We start from the raw sequence: 20,189 nt of genomic DNA on the forward strand, positions 1-20,189 counted from the left end.
GACCAGGCGGGGTCCGAGCCCGAGGTGGGGTAGGGGACGGGCTGGAGGATCCGGCCGGTGACGTCCACGCTCCAGAGCCTCGGCGCGCCGCCACGGGTTTCGCGCGAGAACATCAGCACGCGGCCGTTCGGCGCCCACGTCGGGCCCTCGTCCAGATAGCCGGAGGTGAGCAGCCGCTCGTCCGTCCCGTCGGCGCGCATGACGCCGATATGGAACTGGCCGCCGGACTGCTTGGTGAAGGCGATGAATTCGCCCGTCGGGCTCCACACCGGCGTGGTGTAGCGCCCGCCGCCGAAGGTGATGCGGCGCGGGTTCGAGCCGTCCGCGCCCATGACGTAGAGCTGCGGCGAGCCGGAGCGGTCGGAGTTGAAGACGATCCGCGAGCCGTCCGGCGAGAACGAGGCCGAGGTGTCGATTCCCGGGTCCGCGGTGAGCCGCGCGGTCTGGCGGCTCCGGAGGTCCATGACGAAGATGTCGGAGTTGCCGCCGCGCTCCACCGAGAAGGCCACCTTGCCGCCATCGGCGGAGAAGCGGGGCGCGAACACCATGCCGCGAAAATCGCCCAGGCTCTCGCGCCGGCCGGTCTCCAGGTTGAACAGGTAGATCGACGAGCCCTCGGGCCGGAGCGCCATGTAGGTGATCTCCTGGCTGTTGGAGGAGAACCTCGGCGTCATGACGATGTAGGAGCCGTCGGTCAGATAGGAGGGGTTGGCGCCGTCCTGGTCCATGATCGCCAGGCGCTTGGTGCGCGCGCCGCGCCCGCCGCTCTCGGCCACGAAGACCACGCGGGTGTCGAAATAGCCCTTCTCCCCGGTCAGACGCTCATAGACGGCGTCGGAAATCTTGTGGGCCACACGCCGCCAGTTCTCCGGCGAAGACGTGAACTGCAGACCGAGCAGCTGCTGCTCGGCGAACACGTCCCACAGGCGGAAGTCCACCCGCAGCCGTCCGCCTTCCACGGTCACCTGGCCGTTGACCAGCGCCTGGGCGTTAATCTGCTTCCAGTCGGCGAAGCGGGGCTGCACAGCGGCGTTCAGGTCGCGCTCGAGGAAGCTGGCCGGATCCAGCGGCCGGAAGAGGCCCGAGCGCTGCAGGTTGCCGGAGATCACGCCGGCGATGTCGCCCCCCACCTGGCCGCCGCCGAAGGCGGGAACGGCGACGGGAAGGGGCTGGACATCGCCCCGGTTGACGTTGACCTCGATCTCGGCGTGCGCGGCGGGGGCGGCCACGCCGACGGCGAGCACCGCCACGAGGGCCAGCATCAGGGTCTTCAGCCGCATGGATAGGCTCCGGGGGATCATAGCTTGCAGGCCTCGCGGGCGTTGAAATTCACGGCCACGCGCTGTCCGTAGAACTCGCGGGGCAGGTTGCGGAAGGGCGACGCGGCATAGACGGCCCGCACCGCACGGTCGGCGGCGGCCTGGGCCACCGCATTGCGCGCGCCGCGGATCTCGGCGGCAGGCTCGCCGACCAACTGGCCGCCGGCGCCGAGGGCGAAGGTGACGCGCACGACGACTTCGCGGCCGCCCTCCACCTCGCAGTTCGGGTTCCAGCGGCGTTGGAGCTCGTCGGCGAGGCCGGTCATGGCCTGGGCGGCCGACAGGCCGGAGCCGAGGTTGGGTCGCGCCTCGGCGGCCGTCTCCGCCTGGGAGGAGCCCTTCTGCGCCGAGGAGGGCCGGGCCGGCGCGCTCTTCGCCTTGGGGATGCTGGCCAGCAGGGCGTCGAAATCGAGGCTCTTCTCGGCCGGCTTCGGCTGGGACTTCGCGGGCGCGGTCTTCGGCGCCGGCGTCTGGACGGCTTTCGGCGCGGGCGTTGGCGCCGCCTTCGGGGGCGCCGCCTTGGGTGTCGGGGTGGGGGCCGGCGTCGGCGGCGCGGGTGGCGCGGGCGTAGGCTCGGGCGGCGAGGACTCCGGCGGCGCGTCCGGAACCGGCAGCTCGGTCTGGGCGGTCTGCTCCACCGGCGCCTGCTCGGCCGCCCGCAGGTCGGTCACCGGCGCATTGGCCACGATCGTCACCGGCACCACCGCGCCCACCTTCAGGTCCCGGGTCCAGGGCCAGGAGATGAGCAGGGCCGCGGCTACCCCGGCGTGGAGAAGGACGGAGCCTGCGGCGGCCGGTGACAGCTCCCTGCGGATCACGGGGCGGCCGCCTCCTCGGGGCTGGCGCCCGACGACGGGCCGCCGGTGTCGGTGATCAGGTTGATCGAGGTGAAGCCGGAGGTGGAGAGCGAGGCCATTACCTGGGCGACGACCTCATAGGATGCCTGGCCGTCCGCGCGGACGTAGATCGGCTTGGTGGTCGCGGGGCCGGCCATCTCCTTCAGCCGGGGGGCCAGGCGCGAGAACGCGATCGGATCCTCGCCCACGAAGATGGAGCCGTTGGCCTGAATCGACACGGTGATGGGCTCGGCCTCGTCCTGCATGGCGCCGGCCTCGGTCTTCGGCAGCTCAACCGGCACGCCGGCGGTCAGCAGGGGCGCCGAGATCATGAAGATGATCAGCAGCACCAGCATGACGTCGACCAGCGGGGTGACGTTGATCTCCGACAGCGTGCCGCGCCGGCCGCGGCCGTAGCGGCGGCGGTTGCGGCGGCCGCCGGCGGCGAAGGCGTCGTTGGCCGAAAGCCCCATCTCAGACCCGCTCCGCCAGGCGCCGCTGGATGGCGGTGGAGAGGTCGTCGGCGAAGCCCTCGAGTCGGGCGGTGTACTTCCCCGCCTTCGTCGAGAAGGCGTTGAAGGCGATGTAGGCGGGGATCGCCGCCACCAGGCCGATGGCCGTGGCGAACAGGGCCTCCGCGATGGACGGCGCGACCACGGCCAGCGAGGTGTTCTTCTGGATCGCGATGGACTGGAAGGCGTGCATGATGCCCCAGACGGTGCCGAACAGCCCCACGAAGGGCGAGGCGGTGGCGACGATGGCGAGCGTGCCCAGCCCTTCCTCGATGCGCTGGCTCTCGCGGGCGATGATGGTGTCGAGCACCCGGTCGATGCGCTGGACGAGGAAGGCGGCCTGACTGTCGGTCTGGCCCTTCTGACGGGCGTCGCGCCATTCCTTCAGCGCACCCTGCAGCATGCGGGGAAGGGCGTGGCGCGGGCGCTCGCCGGCCTCGGCGGCGATCTCCTCCAGGCTGCGGCCCGAGGCCACGGCGTCCTCGAAGCGGTTGGCCTCGCGGTTCAGCGCGGCGAAGCGGAACAGCTTGTCGAGGATCACCGTCCACGACCACAGCGAGGCGGCGGCGAGCCCGATCATCACCAGCTTCACCACCCAATCGGCGCGCAGGAAGAGGTTGAGGGCGTCGAAGGTGTCGGGGCTGACGGCGGCGGCTGAATCCATGGGGTTTCCGGAGCGAGGGGCTTGAGTGTGTGGTTTGCGCGGTCCTGCGGCGAACTTAAGGCGCCTCGGCGAACAGCGGCCTAAGCGCCTCCACGAGGCCCGACGGCGGCTTGCGCGGCCGGCCGGCCAGGTCGATGCAGGCAGCCTCTACGTCGGCGGTGGCGATCAGTTCGTCTCCCCGGACGATCCGCTGGCGGATGAACAGCCTGGGCCCCTTCACCGACTCGTAGAGGGTGCGCACCTGCAAGGCGTCGTCGATGCGGGCAGCGCGCCGGTACTCGATGCAGAGCTTCACGACCGTGAAGGCGGCTGGGTCCGGGCGCTCAAGCAGGGCCGCGTGGCTGATCCCGGCCACCCGCAGGAAGTCGCTGCGGCCGCGCTCGAAGAAGCGGGCGTAGTTGCCGTGGTAGACCACCCCGGTGAAGTCGGTGTCCTCGTAGTAGACGCGCACGGGCAGCACGTGCTCGCGACCTTCGAGCCAGCCGGCGGAGGGTTGATTCGCATCCATCGGGCGTGAGTCTAGCGGCTCCCGGCGAGGAACGGTGAACATGCGGGCGTTATGCCCGGGTCACTATTTGTCGAACAGGTCGGGCTCGACGCCACGGGCCTGGGGCGCGGGCGGCGCGGTCAGGCCCAGGTGCTCGTAGGCGCGCGCCGTGGCCATCCGGCCGCGCGGCGTGCGCTGCAGGAAGCCCTGCTGCAACAGGAAGGGCTCGATGACGTCCTCCACCGCGTCGCGCGCCTCGGCGATGGCGTAGGCCAGCGTCTCCACGCCCGCGGGCCCGCCGCCATAGTTCTCGATAAGGGCGCGGAGGTAGCGGCGGTCCAGCGCGTCCAGCCCGTGCTCATCCACGTCGAGCCGTGCGAGCGCCGAGGCGGCGGCCTTGCGGTCGATCACCGTGGAGCCGTCGGCCGCCGCGAAGTCGCGCACCCGGCGCAGAAGACGGCCGGCCACCCGGGGCGTGCCGCGCGAGCGCCGGGCGATCTCGGCCGCGCCCTCCGGCGCCAGCGACAGGCCGAGCTTGCCGGCGGCGCCGGTGAGCACCTGGGAAAGCTCCTCGTGGGTGTAGAACTCGAGCCGCAGCGGGATGCCGAAGCGGTCGCGCAACGGCGTGGCCAGAAGGCCCGCCCGGGTCGTCGCGGCCACCAGGGTGAAGGGGGCGAGGTCGATGCGGATGGAGCGCGCCGAGGGGCCTTCGCCGATCACCAGGTCGAGGACGTGGTCCTCCATGGCCGGGTAGAGGATCTCCTCGACGTTGGCCGCCAGCCGGTGGATCTCGTCGATGAACAGGACGTCGCGCGGCTCAAGGTTGGTGAGGATGGCCGCCAGGTCCCCGGCCTTGGCGAGCACGGGGCCGGAGGTGGCGCGGAAGTTCACGCCCAGCTCGCGGGCGACGATCTGGGCGAGCGTCGTCTTGCCGAGCCCAGGCGGGCCGAACAGCAGCACATGGTCCAGCGCCTCACCCCGGCCGCGGGCGGCGTCGATGAAGACGGAGAGGTTCGCCTTCGCCTGCTTCTGGCCGACGAACTCGGCCAGCGTCTGCGGCCGGAGCGCCCGGTCCTGCCCCTCCAAGGGCTGCGCGTCGCCGGAAACGAGGCGGGTCACCGCCCCAGCTCCTGGAGGCCGGCCTTGATGAGGGCCTGGACCTCGGCGTCTTCGCCAAGCCGGAGGGAGGCCTGTTCGACGACGCGGCGGGCGGCGGGCTCGGCGACGCCCAGACCCATGAGCGCCGCGACCGCCTCGCCGGAGGCCGACGGCTTCACGGGGACGGATGGGGCGGCCGTGGCGTGGAAGGCGGCGACGGGGCCCTCGGTGATCGGCTTGCCCTTCAGCTCCAGCACGATGCGCTGGGCGAGCTTCGGCCCCACCCCCTGCGCGCGGGCCACGGCGGCCCTGTCGTCGCGGGCGCAGGCGGCGGCGAGCTCGGCGGGGCTCAGCACGTCGAGCACCGCCAACGCCGCCTTCGGCCCGACACCCTGGATGGTCTTCAGGATCACGAAGGCGCGTCGCTCCTCGCGGCCAAGGAAGCCGTAGAGGGTCAGGCCGGTCTGCTCGCCCCACTGGCTTTCCACATGCACGACGGCCTCGCCGCCGACCTCGGGCAGGCGCGACAGGGTCCTGGCGCCGCATCGGACGACGTAGCCGACCCCGGCCACGTCGATCAGGGCCTCCTCCTCGTCGACCTCGGCGACGATCCCGTGCAGGCGGCCGATCATCTGGGCGATCCGGCGGAGAGGCGATGGGCTCGGGGAATCATGTTCGGCATCTGTTCCAGCCTGCCTAGATCAGGTCAACAGCCTTGATCAAACGTGAACGGCGGCCCGCATCCCGGCTGCTGCAGAACGTTCACGCGGCGTCGCGCGTTGGCAAGACCCGGCCGGAGCCCGCTCCGCCGGGATCCCGGCAACCACGAGGAGACCGCCATGCCCGAGAAGCACCCGAACACCATCCGCTGGGGCGGCCCGGGCGCGAGCCACGAGGACGCCACCAAGCCGATGCCGGACCCCGTAGTCGGACCGCCGGAAGGCGCTGTGGGCTCCCGGCCGCGGGTCAGCCAGGTGTCCGGCGGCGGCGGCGAGCGGGACGAGAAGCACAGCCACGTGGACGGGGTGCGCAGCTCCAAGTCCCACGCCACCGACAGCCCCAGCCCGACGGACACCCGCGCCTGGCGCAAGAACCGCTCGCGCAACGACCGGGCGGCCGACGCCGCGCGGCTGGAGGACGACACCGAGGTCGGCGAGGAGGCGCGGAGCTTCCAGGACGCTGAGGAGGCCGGAGGCGACGACGCGGCCGATGTCTCCGCTCCGGCCGGGGCCGAGCGCGGCCTGCAGGTGCTGGTGAACACCGACAACCACCTGCCGGGGACCGAGAGCGTCGCCGGCCAGGTGGAAGCCGCCGTGCGCAAGGCCCTGCGCCGGTTCCAGGGTCAGCTCACCCATGTGGAAGTGTTCCTCGCCGACGAGAACGGCTCGCGATCCGGCCCCGGCGACAAGCGTTGTTCGATCGAGGCGCGGCCGGCCGGCTCCGGCCCGCTGGCGGCCAGCGATCACGGCAGCTCCATCGACGAGGCGGTGGCGGGAGCGCTCGCCAAGCTGTCCCGCGTGCTCGAGAGCGAGCTGGGCAAGCGGCGCGACCACCGCCGGCGCGGCGAGACGATCCGCGGCGCCATGTAGGCGGCGGCCCGGCGCGGCGTGCGGCTCAGGCGGCCCGGTGGGCCGCCCGGGCCGTGTGGCCGCGGGCCGTGCGAGCGTGGGCGTGGGCGATGGCCACGGCCAGCGCGTCGGCGGCGTCGGCGGTGGTCCTGCCGGCCGCCGGGAGCAGGCGGGCGATCATGAAGCCGACCTGCGCCTTGTCGGCCGAGCCGGTGCCGACCACCGCCTTCTTCACCACGGTGGCGGCGTATTCCGCGACGGTGAGCCCGGCTCGCGCCGGGGCCAGCATGGCGCAGGCCCGGGCGTGGCCGAGCTTGAGGGCGGAGGCGGCGTTGTTGTTCATGAAGGTCTCCTCCACGGCGGCCTCGTGCGGCGCGTGCAGGGCGATGACCTCGGAGATCGCCTCGAAGAGCGTCAACAGCCGCTCGGCGAAGGGGGCGGCCGTGTCCGGCGTGATCACCCCGTGGGCCACGTGGGAGAGCCTGGCGCCCTCGCACGCCACAACCCCCCACCCCGTGCGGCGGAGGCCGGGATCGAGGCCCAGGATGCGCACGGGCGCCGGACCGGAAGGGCGAATCGCGTTCGTCATCTGTTCACCAGGGTGACGGATGCGGCCGGCATGGTGAAGGGGGGGTTAAGAGGGGGATCGTCTGCCTTTGGCGCGAAGCAGCCGCAGGATTGTCGGCGATTACGCCACGCGCTCGAAGGTCATGACCCAATTGACCTCCCAGGTCGCGCCGTCGTCGGCCGAGAACGCCTGCTCCCAGCGCGCCGTGGTCACGGTGATGTCGGACCAGACGAAGCGGACGAGTATCGGCCGGCCGTTCAGGGTGTCCTTGGCGAGGAAGGTCCCGAGGCCATCCTGGAAACCGCCCTGCACGGGCGACTCCAACGCGCCTGAGCGCCCGTCGTGCCACCAGATCGACCACTGGCCGGTCTCGGGATCGCGGCGGCGGAAGGCGGCCGCCCGATAGGCTCCGGCGGGATCGTCGAGGAAGTTGTCTTCGACGTTCGCGTCGCCGCCCATGACCTCGAAGGCTCGACAGGTCCCGGCGAATTCCACCCATTCCGATGAGCCGACCAGCCGCTGCTTCAGCTTGCGGTGGCGTACGCGCCACTCCCCGGTCTGAAAGCCGAAGTCGCCCATCGTCCGTTCTCCGTGTTTCCGTTCGGCGCCCGGAGTAGCGAGGCGCTGCTGCCAGGGCTTGTCAGCAACACACCCTCAGCACGGGATGCGTCCAGGCATGTAGGCTAGGGCGGCGATGCGGTGGCGGCGCGCGGCGGACCGGAGCGTGCGGGATGAAGGCCTATCTGGTGCTCGACTTCGAGGTGACGCACCTCAGGGACTTCATGGCCTATGTGGCGGCGATCCCGGCGCACATCGGTCGGCACGGCGGCCGCTATGTTGTGCAGGGCGCGAAGCCGACGGTGGTGGAGGGCGACTGGCGCCCGCAGCGGCTGGTGGTCATCGAATTTCCGTCGCGGGCGGACGCCGAGGCGTTCCTCGCCGATCCGGATTGCCGGACGCTGTTCGAGGTGCGCCGCCGGACGACGATCAGCCGGCTGGTGCTCGTGGACGGGCCGCCCTAGCGGCGCGGCCGGGCGGGTCCCGGCGGGCCAAGAAAAAGCGGCTGTCGGGAACGGCGCGGCCGGGGGATTCAGCCTGCACCGGAGAAATTCCTGGCGCCCGGCCGCGAAGTGTGAGATAAGGAGTTATCGAATATCGTTTTCGGTTCGGTTGCTCTCCACGCTTGTTCTTCGGATCGAGCCCGAGCCTGCCTAGACCCTCTCCGACTTTCTGATCTCGCGCCCTGTCCGGGGCGTGCGACAACTCGCACTATATATGGTGATTATCATGACTACCGGCACCGTGAAGTGGTTCAACCCCACCAAGGGCTTCGGCTTCATCCAACCCGACGACGGCGGCGCGGACGTGTTCGTCCACATCTCCGCGGTCGAGCGCGCGGGCCTCGGCTCGCTGCACGAAGGCCAGAAGCTCGGCTTCGAGATGGAACGCGACCAGCGCAGCGGCAAGATGTCCGCTGGCCAGCTGCAAGCGGCCTAAGACGCCTCCCGCCGCGTGAGCGGCGGGTCATGGACAGGGCGGCGGGCGAAAGCCGGCCGCCTTTTTCATATGCGGATCAGATCATCATGACCCTCTCGACCATCGAACGGGCGTACGCCCTGGCCCGCACCGGCCGGTACGCCAACCTGGCGCAGCTCCGGCGCCAGCTGAACGAGGACGGCTGCCGCGCCGTCGACGCGCTCCTGTCGCCCCGCAACATCAAGAGCCACCTGGAAGCTATCTGCGCCGCGTCCTCCAAGGGCGAAGGCTAGGCTCCGCGACGACCGCCGGGCTGGTCAAAGGCCCTGGGGCGCCCCACATCGGATGCGGCGCTGCGGATGGGTCGGCGCCGATCAGCCGATCAGGAGCCGAGCATGAGCGAGACAGCCGCCTATACGCCGCCGAAGGTGTGGACCTGGAACAGGGCGAACGGGGGCCGGTTCGCCAACATCAACCGGCCGGTGGCCGGGCCGACGCAGGACAAGGACCTTCCGGTCGGCAAGCACCCCTTCCAACTCTACTCCCTCGCCACGCCCAACGGGGTGAAGGTGACGGTGATGTTCGAGGAGCTGCTGGCGGCCGGACATGCGGGCGCGGAGTACGACGCCTGGCTGACGGTGATCGGCAACGGCGACCAGTTCGGCTCCGGTTTCGTCGCCGTGAACCCCAATTCCAAGATCCCGGCGCTGATGGACCGATCCGGGCCCGAGCCCGTCCGGGTGTTCGAGAGCGGGGCGATCCTGCTGCACCTGGCCGAGAAGTTCGGGGCCTTCCTTCCGCAGGACGGCGCCGCGCGGGCCGAGTGCCTGTCGTGGCTGTTCTGGCAGATGGGCAGCGCGCCCTATCTGGGCGGCGGGTTCGGCCACTTCTACGCCTATGCGCCGGAGAAGTTCGAATACGCCATCGACCGCTTCGCCATGGAGACCAAGCGGCAGCTCGACGTGCTGGACCGTAGGCTGGCCGAGGCTGAGTACTTGGCGGGAAGCGAGTACACAATCGCCGACATCGCCGTCTGGCCCTGGTACGGCGGCCTGGTGAAGGGCGTGCTCTACGACGCCGGAGAATTCCTGTCGGTGCACGAGTACAAGAACGTGATCCGCTGGGCCGACCAGATCGCCGAGCGGCCGGCGGTGAAGCGTGGGCGGATGGTCAACCGCACTTGGGGGGATCCGGCCAGCCAGCTGCACGAGCGCCACGACGCCTCCGATTTCGAGTCCAAGACCCAGGACAAGGTGGCGGCGGCGGCCTCCTAGGGCCGCTGGCGCCGGGCGTCGGCGGTCGCGGCGACAAGCTTGCGGATCCGCTGCTCGTAGAGGCCGGCCAGCCGCTCGGGATCGTCCACCCCGCTGCGCGCGTCCCGCCAGACCAGCTGGCGCTGGCGCAGCAGGCTGCGGTCGGCGTGGGCCTCGAGCGCCTCGGCATAGGCCTGGCGGAGCTCCCTTTGCAGGCGCTGCAGCGCCGGGTCGGCGCAGATCGCGCGGTCGGCCGGCGTCGGCTCCGACGAACAGGCGTCGGGTCCGGCCGCGGACAGCCGTTCGGGAGCGCCGGCGGTGGCCTCCTTCAGCGCGTCGGGGAACTCCGGCGGGGTCAGCACGACGTCGAGTCCTTCCAGCGCGGGCGCGTCCGCAGCGGCGGTCTCAACCGGCGCGGCGGGCGACGGGCCGATCTCGGCGACGGCGGACGTAAGGCCGGCCGGTTGCTGGACCGCGGCGGCCTGGGCCGCCGGCGGCGCAGGAGACAGGGCGCGGGAGGCGCCGACGCCGGTCCACATGGCGAGCGCCACCCCGGCGGCGACACCCACCGATGCGCCGGCGGCGAACACCACCAGTGCCGGCGGACCGCGGCGCCCGCGCGGGCGTTTCGCAGGCGGTCCCGGCGGCGGGCTGGCCAGGGTGAGGCCGGCGAGCGGGTCGGCGTCGCCGTCAGCCTCCGCCGTCGACGCCGGCGGGTCTGGCATGGCCAGTTGGTCGTCCTCGTCCCGACGCTCCAGCGGGTCGCCGAGGTCGAGCTCGATGAACCTGGGCTCGGCCGGACGGCGGCGGCCAGGGGGCTTCGGATCGCCCTCGCGACGCCGGGCCATCTCCTGCAGGATCTGATAGGACTGGGCGGCTTGGCCGCGGCCGCGGGCGGAGTCCAGGAGGCTCCGGAGCTCCGAAGCGCTGAGGCTCGTAAGGTCAAGCTGCATGAGGCGAGGAATCCCGGGCGCGTCACATCGTCTTGCCGGCGCCCGTCTCACCTGCGTGACGATCATGGCTCCGCCGGGCCGTTAGGCAAACGCGGCATTTCAGCGCCGCCCGCCGAGCGAACGAAATCCACCGAACACGGATATTCCGTATCGGGACAAAATTGGTTGACGCGGGAAGGCGCCTGGACTTCCTCCGCGCCGATGCCGAGCCTCCCCCAGCTCCCCGCCGACGTCGCCGAGCGCCTGGCCGAGGCCGAACGGCGCCATGCGTCCGGCCGCCTGGAGGCGGCGGCCGCCACCTATCGCGAGGTCCTGTGGCTCGCGCCAGGGCAGGCGGAGGCTGCGGCTAACCTCGGGGCCATCCTGCGGAGGCTCGGCCGCCCCGCGGAGGCCCTGGCCATCTACGACGCCTGCCTGGCGCTCGAGCCGGAGGCGCCGCTGGTCCTCGCCAACCGCGCCAACCTGCTCAACGACCTGAAGCGATGGTCGCAGGCGCTCGCCAGCGCCGACAGGGCGCTGGGGATCGAGCCAGACCTGGCCACCGCCCAGAACGCCCGCGGGAACGCGCTGATGGGACTCGGGCGGTTCGCCGAGGCCCTGGCGGCCTTCGCTCAGGCCGGCGACGCGGGATTGATGAACGCGGGTCGGGCGTGCCTGGCGCTGGCGCGGCCGGCCGAGGCGCTGGACTGGGCGGACCGCGCGGCGCTGGCTGCTCCGGACGCGGCCCGGCCGCGGATGGTGAGGGGGCACGCGCTCGGGGCTCTCGGCCGCTGGGGTGAGGCGGCGGAGGCCTATGACGCGGCCTTCGCGCGCCGTCCGGACGAGCCGTTCCTGGCCGGCTACCGGCTGCACGCCCGGATGCGCGCCTGCCGGTGGGACGGCTTCGACGCGGCCGTGGCGGACCTCGCCGGTCGGATCGACGCCGGGGCGCCCGCCAGCGCGCCGTTCCCCTTGGTGGCAGTGCCGGTGGGGCCCGACATCCAGCGCCGCTGCGCGGAGGCCTACATGGCCGCGACCAGCGCGGCTGTGCGAGTTCGGACGCCGCCGCCTCCGTCGGCGCGGATCCGGCTGGGTTATTTCTCGGCGGATTTCCACGACCACGCCACGGGCCGCCTGCTGGCTGAGGTGGTCGAGCTGCACGACCGCAGCCGCTTCGAGGTGACGGCCTTCTCCTTCGGACCCGACACTGGCGACGCCCTGCAGGCCCGCCTGAAGTCGGGGTTCGACCGGTTCTACGACGTGCGGCGGATCGGGGACGCCGACGTGGCCGGCATGGCTCGCGGGCTCGGCCTCGACATCGCGGTGGACCTGAAGGGGCTCACCGCCGGCTCCAGGCCGGAGATCTTCGCCCACGGCGCGGCGCCGGTGCAGGTGAGCTACCTCGGCTATCCCATGACCCTGGGGGCGGCCTTCATCGACTGGATCGTGGCCGATCCGGTCCTCGTGCGGCCGGGCGAGGAGGGGCTCTACGCCGAGCGGGTGGCGCGACTGCCCGGCTGCTACCAGCCCAACGACCGGACACGGCGTCCGGGGCCGCCGACGCGGCGCCTCGACCACGGCCTGCCGGAGGACGCGCTGGTGCTCGCCAGCTTCAACGCCTCCTACAAGATCACGCCGGAGGTCTTCGGCCTATGGATGCGCCTGCTGGCGGAGACGCCACGGGCGGTGCTCTGGCTGCTGCAGGACGACCGCGACGCGGCCCGCAACCTCGGCCGGGAGGCCCGGGGCCACGGCGTCGATCCCGCCCGGCTGGTGTTCGCCCCGGCCGCGCGCCCGGCGGAACACCTGGAGCGGCTGGCGCACGCCGACCTATTCCTGGACACTTGGCCCTGCTCGGCCCACACAACGGCGAGCGACGCCCTCTGGGCCGGGCTGCCGCTGCTCACGCGGGAAGGCGACACCTTCGCCGGCCGGGTCGCGGCGAGCCTGCTGCGGGCCTCCGACCTGCCGGAACTCGTCGCCATCGACGCCGACGACTACCTGGACCGGGCGCGGCGTCTGCTCGCCGAGCCGGCTGCGCTGGGGGCGATCCGCCGGAAAGTGGCGGCCGCGCGCGAACGGTCGCCGGTGTTCGACACCCCGGCCTATGTGGCCGCCCTGGAAGCCTTGTACGTCGGGATGCTGGGGCGCGGGCCCTGACCGCGTCGCCTCAGCGGCGCTTGCCGAGCTCGGCGGCGATGTCCTTGGTGAGCCGTCCGACCTTGCGGTGGGCGGCGGTGAGCTGGTCCCGGGTGACGCCCCAGCGTTTCATCCAGTACTCGACCGCCTTGCGCTCGGAGAGGTCCAGGCGGTCCTTGTCGATGAAGCCGCGCTTGTCCTTCAGGCCGGCCATCTACTTCTTCATCCAGGGCTTGGAGGCGCCGGCGGCGACGCGGGCCGTCTGCTCGCGCTGGAAGCGGCCGCCGCGAGGCGGCTTCGGCTGGGCGTCCAGCGCCGCCTTCTTCAGGCGCAAGGCCCGCTGCATCGGGGTCTCGGCCGGGCCGTCGTCGGAAGGGTCGCTCATCGATGCAGCCTAGCACATGCGGGGCGGCGGGAGCTAAACCCGCGGCTGGGGATCTCCGGGAGGGTGCGATGAGCGACGGCGAGTTCGTCTATGACGAGGCCACGGGCGAGTGGATCAGTGCGGCGGAGGCGGCCGATAAGGCCAGGGTGGCCGGCCAGGTGGAGGTGCGCGACTCGGCGGGCAACCTGCTCGCCGACGGGGACGCGGTGACCCTGATCAAGGACCTCAAGGTCAAGGGCGCCGGCCAGACGCTAAAGCGCGGCACGGTGATCCGTTCCATCCGCCTGACCGGCGATCCGCAGGAGATCGACTGCCGTCACGAGGGCATCAGGGGCCTGGTGCTGCGCGCGGAGTTCGTGCGCAAGGCCTGACAACAGGATCGGCGGCGGCTCCTCCGTCCCAGGGAGCCGCCGCCGGACCTCAGCTCAGGACGGCCTCAGCTCAGGACGACGATCGCCACGCGCCGGTTCTGCGACCGGCCGTCGGGGGTGTCGTTGGGGGCCACGGGGGCCTCCTCGCCGTAGGAGATGGTGGCCATCCGGTTGAGCGCCACGCCCTGCTGGCTCAGGTACTTGCGCACGGCTTCGGCGCGGGCCTCGCCAAGCTGGTCGTTGTAGGCCTCGGGACCGGTGGCGTCGGTGTGGCCCTGGATCTCCAGGTAGACGTTGCGGTTCTCCGACTTCAGCCGCTGGGCGAACTCCGCGAGCCGGGCCTCGGCCTCGGGCGAGAGCGCGTGGCGGTCGACGGGGAACTTCACGGAGTCGTCGGACAGGACGACCTCGTAGAGGAACTTGCCCTCGGCCAGCTTGTGGGCGGCATTGGCGCGGGCCAGGGCCTCGCCGGCGGTGCCTTCCACCCCGGTGACGCGGGTATCGACGACCGCCACCTGGTCACGGACGAAGCGGTGGCTGGCGCAGCCGCTCGCCAGCAGCCCGGCCATCGCGACCGCGCCCGTCACGGCCACCATCCTAGTTCTTGCGTGGGTCAATTTGCGTTTCCTTTCAGCAAAGTCCCCACCCCCAAGGCTCACGCCAATGTGTACGTGCCGTTCGGCCGGTGGCGGCCTCATGACGCGAGCGTGGCCGGAAGACGGCAGCTTGGCTGTACCGTCTGCCATGCGGCGCGGCGCCACGATCCTGACGCGAGCCCGTGGTCCAGAGGCGGGGATGGAGACGCAGAGCCCCAGGCCGGCGACGGACCGGGCGGCGCGCTTGCGGCGCGCCCGTCGTCGGCGCTGGGCCGCCGGCGGGGCGAGCCTAGCCCTGCACCTTGCGATCCCGCTGGTCTTCCTGGCCACGCGCGGCGACGCGCCGACGGAGATGGCGCACCTGCCGGATCCGGTGGTGCTGAGCCTCGTGACCCCGCCTCCGCCGCCGCCGCTGGAGCCGGAGCCGGCCGCCGCAGGGCCCGCCAGGGCCTCGCCTTCGCCGCCGGTCCGTCCCGAACCGCCGAGGCCGGCCCCGCCCCGCGCCCTCAGGCCCGTACCCCTGCCGCCCGAGGTGACGCCGGTGGTCCTGCCCGCCACGCCTGCGCCGCAGCCGGTCCCAGGGCTGTCGGAGTCGCAGCTGGCGGGCGCGATCACCGCCGGAGGTGGATCGGGCGTGGGCGGCGGTGGGGCCGGGAGGGAGGGGACGGGCCAGACCTGCGACATGGTCCGTCGCCTGCAGGCGGCGCTGCGGGAAGATCCGGAGGTGCGCGCCGCCGCCGCCGAGGCGCAGCGCTCGGTGGTCGGGGCAGGCAAGGCCGCGGTGCTGGTCTGGGACGGCGACTGGGTGCGGAGCGGCGCCCAGGCGGGCAAGGGCCTGGCCGGCGTGCGCCAGGCGATCATCATGGAGGTGGGCTTCGCCCCCGAGGCCTGCCGCCGCGAGCCGGTGGAGGGGCGGGTGGTGCTCTCCATGGCCGACGGGCCCGGCTCGCCCAGGCTGGTGCTGGGCTCGGGCCGCTGGCGCTGGACGGATCTGCTCGGACGGAGCATCGCCCGATAAAAATCGGCTTGGCCGTGAAACCGATCACGGTTTCGTGCGCTCAACCAGGATAGGGGAACCTATCAAAGGAGAAGACTTCCGATGCGCGCTATCACCGCGATTGCGGCCGCCTGTGCGGCCCTCAGCCTCGCCGCCTGCACCAACAGCGAAGCCGACAAGGCCGCCGAGGCCAAGGCCGACGCCCTGGAATCCCAGGCCGCCGCCACCCCGAACGAAGCGCAGGAAAGCGCGCTGAACGCCCAGGCCGACGCCATCGAGCAACAGGCCGGCAACGCCGACGGCGGCGCCACCACCGCCAACACGCCGACCACCGAGGCTCCGGCTACCAACCCGTAAGGACATTCCCCAGCCGCGGAGCGGAGCCGCGGCCGAGGCTATCCCGAGAGCCCCGCCGTCCCTCACCGGACGGCGGGGCTTTTCGTTGAGCGCGATTGCGGCCAGCTTGGCGGCGGGCGCCAGCGGCGCCATGCTCGGTCTCGTTGCTGGGAGCAGCGGAGGTGGGATGAACACGCCATTGCCGGGGCAGGCGGTCGCCTTCATCCAGGTGTCCGACCGCGAGCGGGCGCTCGCCTTCTATCGCGACACGCTCGGCATGCCGATGCACGCGGCGGACGAATTCGGGGATTTCCTGCTCGCGGGCGGCGCCCTGTTGCGGATCACCGTGCTGCCGGACTACCAGCCTCATCCCCACCCGGTGTTCGGCTGGAATGTGCCGGATCTGGAGCCGGTGGCCAGGGACCTGCGGGACCGGGGCGTGGTGTTCACGGTCTACGACGGCATGGGCCAGGACGACCTGGGAATCTGGAGCTCGCCCGACGGGCGCACCAAGGTGGCCTGGTTTCCGGACCCGGACGGCAACGTGCTGAGCCTGTCCCAGACCGGGGGCGCCTGACGAAAAGGGCGCCGCTGGCGCGGCGCCCTCTGCTCGGAGACGGTGCTAGCGGCGGTAGCCGTAGCGATCGTAGCCGTAGCGATCATAGCCGTAGCGGCTGTTGGTGCGGCCGTAGTACGCGCGGCTGTCGGACGGGTAGCGGGCGCCGTAGTAGGGCTGCGTCGTCCGATAGCGGGAACTGCGGTAGGTCTTGCGGTCGTTGCTCTTGTCCACAGCGTAGCCCAGGGCCGCGCCGGCCACCGCGCCGATCGCCATGGACTCGGTCTTGCCGTTGCCGACCGCCGCGCCGGCGACGCCGCCCAGCACCGCGCCGATCAGGGCGCTTTCGGTCTTGGACGTGCCCGCGGCGGCCTGGCTGGCCGGCAGGGCGAGCGCACCGGCGGCCGTAAGGGCGACCGCAACCTTGGTCATCGTCTTCTTCATGGCTCAACTCCTCTGCCTGCGCCGGGCGCCCTGACCTGGGCGACATCGGCGATGCTGAGGACGAACCTAACGGTCACGGTCTGAACCCCTCCGGAGCCCCCCGTTCATCTGGGCGACAGGTTGCAGGGTTAACCCAGCTGCGCTGCCAGCGCCGTGAGCGCCTCCGCCGACACCTCGCGAAGGACGGCGTCCGGATTGCGGTAGATGGCGCTGTTGGCGCCGTGCTCGCGGCACTCCACCTCGGCGATCCAGCAGCGGCCGCCGGTGGTCTTCTCGATCATCGGCTGGGCCGCTTCGAACACGAAGCGGGCGAGCATCTCGCAGCTTGCCCCGGGCACAATCTGAATCCGCGCAAGCCCGAGCTCCTGCAGTTGAGCCAGCTCAGGGCGGGCGGGGTCGTCCTCAGCCACCAGAAGGGTGTGGTCGAAGGTGGCGTGAAGCCATTCCCGGATCGCCCCGAAGCCGCCGGACCCGAAGTCCACCACCCAGCCACGGGCGTCGAGCTGCTCGGCGGCGAAGGTGAAACGGAAGGCCAGCGAATAGCCGTGCAGCAGGGCGCAATGGCTGTCGGCGGGCCACTGGCGCAAGGCGCACGTCAGGCCGCGCTCCGCGCCGTAGGTCTTGGTGGAGATCCAGGCCATGGGGGCCTCCGGCGGGGCGGGCCGGCCTCAGGCCAGCCGGATGAAGTCGATGATCACTCCGGCCGGAGATCGCTGCAGGTACTCCACCTGCAGGGTCTCGCCGAAGCGGGCGTCGAGCTGCGCCAGCAGCGGCAGCGGGTCGTGGTCGTTCACGAACCGCATCGCCTCGCCCGGGCCCAGCGCCTCCAGCGCGCCGAAGATGGCCGCGTGGCGGAAGCGCTTGGCGACGCCGCGGGCGTCGAACGGATAGGCGGGGATGTCCTGGGTCTCGGCGGTCATGGGGGGCTCCGGTTTGCGGCAGACCCTAGGGGTGCGCGGCGGCCGCGACTTTGCGCGTGGACAAACTGCGCCCCTCCCGCCCCCTTGAGCGGGGAGGGAGGGGCGCGGCCGCTCTCCTGGCTAGAAGCTGTAGCGCAGGCTCGCCTGCACGTTGCGGGTCGGGGCGTAGAAGGCCTGGTCCCAGTAGAGGCTGGCCAGGTAGGCCTCGTCGGTGACGTTGTTGACGCGCACCGTCGCCTTGACCCGGTCGGTGACCTGCCAGGCGGCCACCAGGTTGAGGGTCGCGTAGCTCTCCTGGCGGATGGCGCCCAGCCAGTTCTCAAGGTGGATCTCGTCCTGCCACTTGAGATTGCCGCCGAGCTCCAGCTCCGGGACCGCCGGGGGGCGCCAGACGGCGGAGAGGACCAGGGTCTTGCGCGGGATGAAGGTGCGCACGTCCTCGCCCTCGCGACCCTCGATCTCCAGCTGGGTGTAACCGCCGGAAAGCTTGAGGCCCGGAGCGACCTCGCCCGCCACCTCCAGCTCCACGCCCTTGGATCGGGTGTCGACGCCACGGTAGTAGCTGATGCCCTCGGGCGTCGCGCCGGCGTATTCGGCGTAGTTGTCCTGCCGCGCCTTGAAGACGATGGCGGCGGCGTAGAGCCGCCCGCCCATCCACTCGCCCTTCACCCCTGCCTCGTAGCTGTCGCCCCGGGCGGCCCCAAGCGGGCGGAAGGTCTCGTCGCTCTCGCCCTGGGGCTCGAAGATGTCGCTGTAGCTGGCGTAAAGCGACAGGCCGGGCGCGAAGGTCCAGGCCATGCCGACATAGGGGCTGACGGCGCCCTCCTCGCTCGCCATGGACTCCCCGAAGCTGTTCCCCTCTGCTTTCACGTCGATGGCGTTGAAGCCGACGATGGCCTTGAGGCTGTCCGCGAGATCCAGGTGGACGACGCCGAACAGCCGGTTCATGCGGTAGGTCCAGTTGGCCTCCTGGTGCGGCGCGCCCCAGGCCGGCTCGGCGATCTCGGAGCCCGTCCAGCCGGGGAAGGCGGGCAGGGGCCCCCACGCTGGGTGGTCGGCCGGCGCAGGATAGGACAGGTACCCGGACTGCATGTCGGAGAGGCTCACACCCAGCATCGCCTCGTGGCGGCGGCCGAAGGCCTCGAACGGGCCTGCGACGCTGGCGTCGAACAGCAGGCGGTTGGAGTTCTGCTCGTAGTTGGCCGGCCAGCCGAAAAGACCGAGACCCGTCTGAATGTCGGGGTTTCCGTAGGTGTAGAAGAGCACCGAGCGCTCGTCGAAGTCGTTGTAGGTGACGATGCCCTTGGCCTCCCAGTCGCCGGGAAGGGCATAGATCAGCTCGACGAAGGCGGTGTTGGAGAGGGTAGCCCACTGCGTCCAGTCCATGGAGGTGGTGGTGGACGGGTCGTATCGGGTCTGCGTTCCGTCGGCGTACTGCATCGGCAGCGCGCCCCAGAGCACGCCGTCGGATTTGTTATCCTGGCGGGTGTAGCCGGCGGTGAGGATGGCGTTGTCGCCCACTTGGCCTTCCGCCACGCCGTAGAGGAAGGTCCGGTCATTGCCATAGAGGTCGAGGTGGCTCTCCTTGTCCTCCACGACAGCGACGACTCGGCCGGCCCAGAGACCCGAGGCGGTGAACGGCCCGGAGGCGTCCACCTCGCCCCGCACGCGGCTCCAGGAGCCGACCGTCAGCTCGCCCTCGCCGCGGAAGTCGTTGGTGGGGCGCTTGCGGACGTAGTTGATGGTGCCCGACGGGTTGCCGGTGCCGGTGAGCAGGCCGTTGGCGCCGCGCACCACCTCCACCTTCTCGTATCCCGCGGTGTCGAGCGCGCCGACGACGTTCCAGGTGAAGGGGAGGCCTACCCCGTCCACCTGCATGCTTTTGATGTCGAAACCCCGAGCGTTGTAATAGGTCCGGTCGGTCTCGACCGCCTCGACGTTCACCCCGGTGACCAGGGACAGCACCTGATTCACCTCGTCGAGCCCGAAGCTGTCCATGAATTCGCGGTCCACGACCGTCACCGCCTGCGGCGTCTCGGTCAGGCTGAGGTCGAGGCCTGTCGCGCCCTTTGAGGTGCGATCGTCGCGCCGCGCCGTCACCAGCACCTCGGCGACCGTGGCCGCCTCGTCCTCGGCAAGGGCGGGCAGGGCGGCGGCGAGCGCGCCGGCCAGCACGGTGGCGGAGAGGAGGCGGCGGCGGAGATGCATCGGAAAGGCCCCTTGGACATACATGCGAATGATTCTTAGTTGCGTTCTTGATGCGAATAACTCCTATTTGCAGGAAATCAAGGGAAGCTTGGCCGGGCGGCCGAGGAGAGACGCATGCGGACGTTGTGGGTGGCGGTGCACCGTTGGCTGGGGCTTTCGACCGCGGCCTTCCTGTTCATCGCCGGCCTGACGGGGGCGGTGATCTCGTGGGACCACGAGCTGGACGGCGCCTTGAACCCCGGGCTCTACGATGCCCGCACCGAGGGTCCGGCGATACCGACCCTGGCGCTGGCCCAGGCGCTGGAGCGGGCGCGGCCGGAGCTGCAGGTGACCTGGGCGCCGATCGCCCTGGAGCCCGGCGAGGCGGTGCTGTTCGGGGTGGAGTCGAGGCCCGACCCAGCCACCGGCAAGGCCCGGCCGCTGGACTACAACCAGGTCGCGATGGACCCGGCGACGGGGGAGGTGCAGGGCCAGCGGTTCTGGGGCCGGCCCTCGCTCAGCCGCGAGAACCTGCTGCCGTTCCT

The 20,189-nt window shown here is 71.5% G+C and carries 28 protein-coding genes; 11 read left to right on the top strand and 17 right to left on the bottom strand.

All coding sequences use genetic code 11. From position 1 onward, the window contains the following. The 7 genes from tolB to ruvA all read right to left on the bottom strand — a co-directional run. Positions 1-1,280 (bottom strand): Tol-Pal system beta propeller repeat protein TolB (gene tolB, locus V7Z97_RS15535; RefSeq protein WP_334164343.1); only part of this gene is annotated, 1,280 nt, incomplete at its 3' end. A 17-nt stretch (positions 1,281-1,297) separates the two neighbouring features. Next, complete coding sequence (locus tag V7Z97_RS15540) at positions 1,298-2,137, bottom strand: energy transducer TonB (RefSeq protein WP_334164344.1); 840 nt, start codon at positions 2,135-2,137, stop codon at positions 1,298-1,300. Next, positions 2,134-2,628: an ExbD/TolR family protein gene (locus V7Z97_RS15545; protein ID WP_334164345.1), complete on the bottom strand. Its 495-nt coding sequence runs from the start codon at positions 2,626-2,628 to the stop codon at positions 2,134-2,136. The genes V7Z97_RS15540 and V7Z97_RS15545 overlap by 4 nt, the downstream gene beginning before the upstream one ends. Position 2,629: 1 nt before the next feature. Continuing rightward, on the bottom strand, positions 2,630-3,331 hold the full coding sequence (tolQ, locus tag V7Z97_RS15550) for a protein TolQ (protein WP_334164346.1): 702 nt from the start codon (positions 3,329-3,331) through the stop codon (positions 2,630-2,632). Between the two features lie 55 nt (positions 3,332-3,386). Beyond that, positions 3,387-3,839 carry a YbgC/FadM family acyl-CoA thioesterase gene (locus tag V7Z97_RS15555; RefSeq protein ID WP_334164347.1) on the bottom strand — a complete coding sequence of 151 codons (453 nt, stop codon included), beginning with the start codon at positions 3,837-3,839 and terminating at the stop codon, positions 3,387-3,389. 63 nt (positions 3,840-3,902) lie between these two features. Continuing rightward, positions 3,903-4,937, bottom strand: coding sequence for a Holliday junction branch migration DNA helicase RuvB (gene ruvB, locus V7Z97_RS15560; protein ID WP_334164348.1), 1,035 nt, complete (start codon positions 4,935-4,937; stop codon positions 3,903-3,905). Then, positions 4,934-5,548, bottom strand: coding sequence for a Holliday junction branch migration protein RuvA (ruvA, locus tag V7Z97_RS15565; protein ID WP_334164349.1), 615 nt, complete (start codon positions 5,546-5,548; stop codon positions 4,934-4,936). Before ruvA ends, ruvB begins: the two co-directional genes overlap by 4 nt. Before the next feature lie 207 nt (positions 5,549-5,755). Here ruvA and V7Z97_RS15570 point away from each other — a divergent pair, with 207 nt between their 5' ends. Beyond that, positions 5,756-6,505 (top strand): HPF/RaiA family ribosome-associated protein, encoded by a 750-nt coding sequence (locus V7Z97_RS15570; protein ID WP_334164350.1) that lies wholly within the window; start codon positions 5,756-5,758, stop codon positions 6,503-6,505. A 25-nt stretch (positions 6,506-6,530) separates the two neighbouring features. Here V7Z97_RS15570 and ruvC read toward each other — a convergent pair whose 3' ends face one another. Both ruvC and V7Z97_RS15580 read right to left on the bottom strand, forming a co-directional pair. Further along, positions 6,531-7,073 (bottom strand): crossover junction endodeoxyribonuclease RuvC, encoded by a 543-nt coding sequence (ruvC, locus tag V7Z97_RS15575; protein ID WP_334164351.1) that lies wholly within the window; start codon positions 7,071-7,073, stop codon positions 6,531-6,533. Between the two features lie 99 nt (positions 7,074-7,172). Continuing rightward, a complete protein-coding gene (locus tag V7Z97_RS15580) occupies positions 7,173-7,631 on the bottom strand; it encodes a DUF1579 domain-containing protein (RefSeq protein WP_334164352.1) in 459 nt (152 codons plus the stop codon). Between the two features lie 152 nt (positions 7,632-7,783). On the opposite strand from V7Z97_RS15580, the gene V7Z97_RS15585 reads away from it, so the two are divergent. From V7Z97_RS15585 to yghU, 4 genes are all read left to right on the top strand, one after another. Then, positions 7,784-8,074, top strand: a complete 291-nt coding sequence (locus V7Z97_RS15585) for a DUF1330 domain-containing protein (RefSeq protein ID WP_334164353.1) — start codon at positions 7,784-7,786, stop codon at positions 8,072-8,074. A 265-nt stretch (positions 8,075-8,339) separates the two neighbouring features. Then, on the top strand, positions 8,340-8,549 hold the full coding sequence (locus V7Z97_RS15590; protein WP_334164354.1) for a cold-shock protein: 210 nt from the start codon (positions 8,340-8,342) through the stop codon (positions 8,547-8,549). An 86-nt stretch (positions 8,550-8,635) separates the two neighbouring features. Further along, entirely contained in the window at positions 8,636-8,821 is a 186-nt protein-coding gene (locus V7Z97_RS15595) for a hypothetical protein (RefSeq protein WP_334164355.1), read from the top strand. A gap of 102 nt (positions 8,822-8,923) precedes the next feature. After that, the gene (yghU, locus tag V7Z97_RS15600) at positions 8,924-9,802 is read left to right on the top strand and encodes a glutathione-dependent disulfide-bond oxidoreductase (RefSeq protein WP_334164356.1); all 879 of its coding nucleotides are present in this window, start codon (positions 8,924-8,926) and stop codon (positions 9,800-9,802) included. Here the strand turns inward: yghU and V7Z97_RS15605 are convergent. After that, positions 9,799-10,734 carry a hypothetical protein gene (locus tag V7Z97_RS15605; RefSeq protein ID WP_334164357.1) on the bottom strand — a complete coding sequence of 312 codons (936 nt, stop codon included), beginning with the start codon at positions 10,732-10,734 and terminating at the stop codon, positions 9,799-9,801. The two genes, yghU and V7Z97_RS15605, sit on opposite strands and share 4 nt — an antisense overlap. A 201-nt stretch (positions 10,735-10,935) precedes the next feature. On the opposite strand from V7Z97_RS15605, the gene V7Z97_RS15610 reads away from it, so the two are divergent. Next, entirely contained in the window at positions 10,936-12,873 is a 1,938-nt protein-coding gene (locus V7Z97_RS15610; protein WP_334164358.1) for an O-linked N-acetylglucosamine transferase, SPINDLY family protein, read from the top strand. Positions 12,874-12,883: 10 nt separating this feature from the next. Here the strand turns inward: V7Z97_RS15610 and V7Z97_RS15615 are convergent, their stop codons facing one another. Continuing rightward, positions 12,884-13,066: a DUF3606 domain-containing protein gene (locus V7Z97_RS15615; protein WP_325459841.1), complete on the bottom strand. Its 183-nt coding sequence runs from the start codon at positions 13,064-13,066 to the stop codon at positions 12,884-12,886. Beyond that, positions 13,067-13,237: a hypothetical protein gene (locus tag V7Z97_RS15620; RefSeq protein WP_334164359.1), complete on the bottom strand. Its 171-nt coding sequence runs from the start codon at positions 13,235-13,237 to the stop codon at positions 13,067-13,069. 158 nt (positions 13,238-13,395) lie between these two features. On the opposite strand from V7Z97_RS15620, the gene V7Z97_RS15625 reads away from it, so the two are divergent. Continuing rightward, on the top strand, positions 13,396-13,608 hold the full coding sequence (locus V7Z97_RS15625; RefSeq protein ID WP_334164369.1) for an alkylphosphonate utilization protein: 213 nt from the start codon (positions 13,396-13,398) through the stop codon (positions 13,606-13,608). 65 nt (positions 13,609-13,673) lie between these two features. Here V7Z97_RS15625 and V7Z97_RS15630 read toward each other — a convergent pair whose 3' ends face one another. Then, positions 13,674-14,204, bottom strand: coding sequence for an OmpA family protein (locus tag V7Z97_RS15630; RefSeq protein WP_334164360.1), 531 nt, complete (start codon positions 14,202-14,204; stop codon positions 13,674-13,676). A 199-nt stretch (positions 14,205-14,403) separates the two neighbouring features. On the opposite strand from V7Z97_RS15630, the gene V7Z97_RS15635 reads away from it, so the two are divergent. The 3 genes from V7Z97_RS15635 to V7Z97_RS15645 all read left to right on the top strand — a co-directional run bounded on the left by V7Z97_RS15635 (position 14,404) and on the right by V7Z97_RS15645 (position 16,114). Next, the gene (locus V7Z97_RS15635; protein ID WP_334164361.1) at positions 14,404-15,222 is read left to right on the top strand and encodes a hypothetical protein; all 819 of its coding nucleotides are present in this window, start codon (positions 14,404-14,406) and stop codon (positions 15,220-15,222) included. An 81-nt stretch (positions 15,223-15,303) separates the two neighbouring features. After that, positions 15,304-15,558: a hypothetical protein gene (locus V7Z97_RS15640; protein ID WP_334164362.1), complete on the top strand. Its 255-nt coding sequence runs from the start codon at positions 15,304-15,306 to the stop codon at positions 15,556-15,558. A gap of 166 nt (positions 15,559-15,724) precedes the next feature. Beyond that, a complete protein-coding gene (locus V7Z97_RS15645; protein WP_334164363.1) occupies positions 15,725-16,114 on the top strand; it encodes a VOC family protein in 390 nt (129 codons plus the stop codon). A 45-nt stretch (positions 16,115-16,159) separates the two neighbouring features. On the opposite strand, the gene V7Z97_RS15650 is transcribed toward V7Z97_RS15645, so the two are convergent. The 4 genes from V7Z97_RS15650 to V7Z97_RS15665 all read right to left on the bottom strand — a co-directional run bounded on the left by V7Z97_RS15650 (position 16,160) and on the right by V7Z97_RS15665 (position 19,665). Then, positions 16,160-16,537, bottom strand: a complete 378-nt coding sequence (locus V7Z97_RS15650; protein WP_334164364.1) for a glycine zipper 2TM domain-containing protein — start codon at positions 16,535-16,537, stop codon at positions 16,160-16,162. Between the two features lie 128 nt (positions 16,538-16,665). After that, entirely contained in the window at positions 16,666-17,178 is a 513-nt protein-coding gene (locus V7Z97_RS15655) for a 6-pyruvoyl trahydropterin synthase family protein (protein ID WP_334164365.1), read from the bottom strand. Positions 17,179-17,205: 27 nt separating this feature from the next. Beyond that, on the bottom strand, positions 17,206-17,457 hold the full coding sequence (locus tag V7Z97_RS15660) for a DUF2249 domain-containing protein (protein ID WP_334164366.1): 252 nt from the start codon (positions 17,455-17,457) through the stop codon (positions 17,206-17,208). 120 nt (positions 17,458-17,577) lie between these two features. Continuing rightward, complete coding sequence (locus tag V7Z97_RS15665) at positions 17,578-19,665, bottom strand: TonB-dependent siderophore receptor (RefSeq protein ID WP_334164367.1); 2,088 nt, start codon at positions 19,663-19,665, stop codon at positions 17,578-17,580. 114 nt (positions 19,666-19,779) lie between these two features. On the opposite strand from V7Z97_RS15665, the gene V7Z97_RS15670 reads away from it, so the two are divergent. After that, on the top strand, positions 19,780-20,189 hold a 410-nt coding region (locus V7Z97_RS15670; protein WP_334164368.1), incomplete at its 3' end, for a PepSY-associated TM helix domain-containing protein.

The organism is Phenylobacterium sp. (genome assembly GCF_036821595.1).
GTDB lineage: Bacteria > Pseudomonadota > Alphaproteobacteria > Caulobacterales > Caulobacteraceae > Phenylobacterium.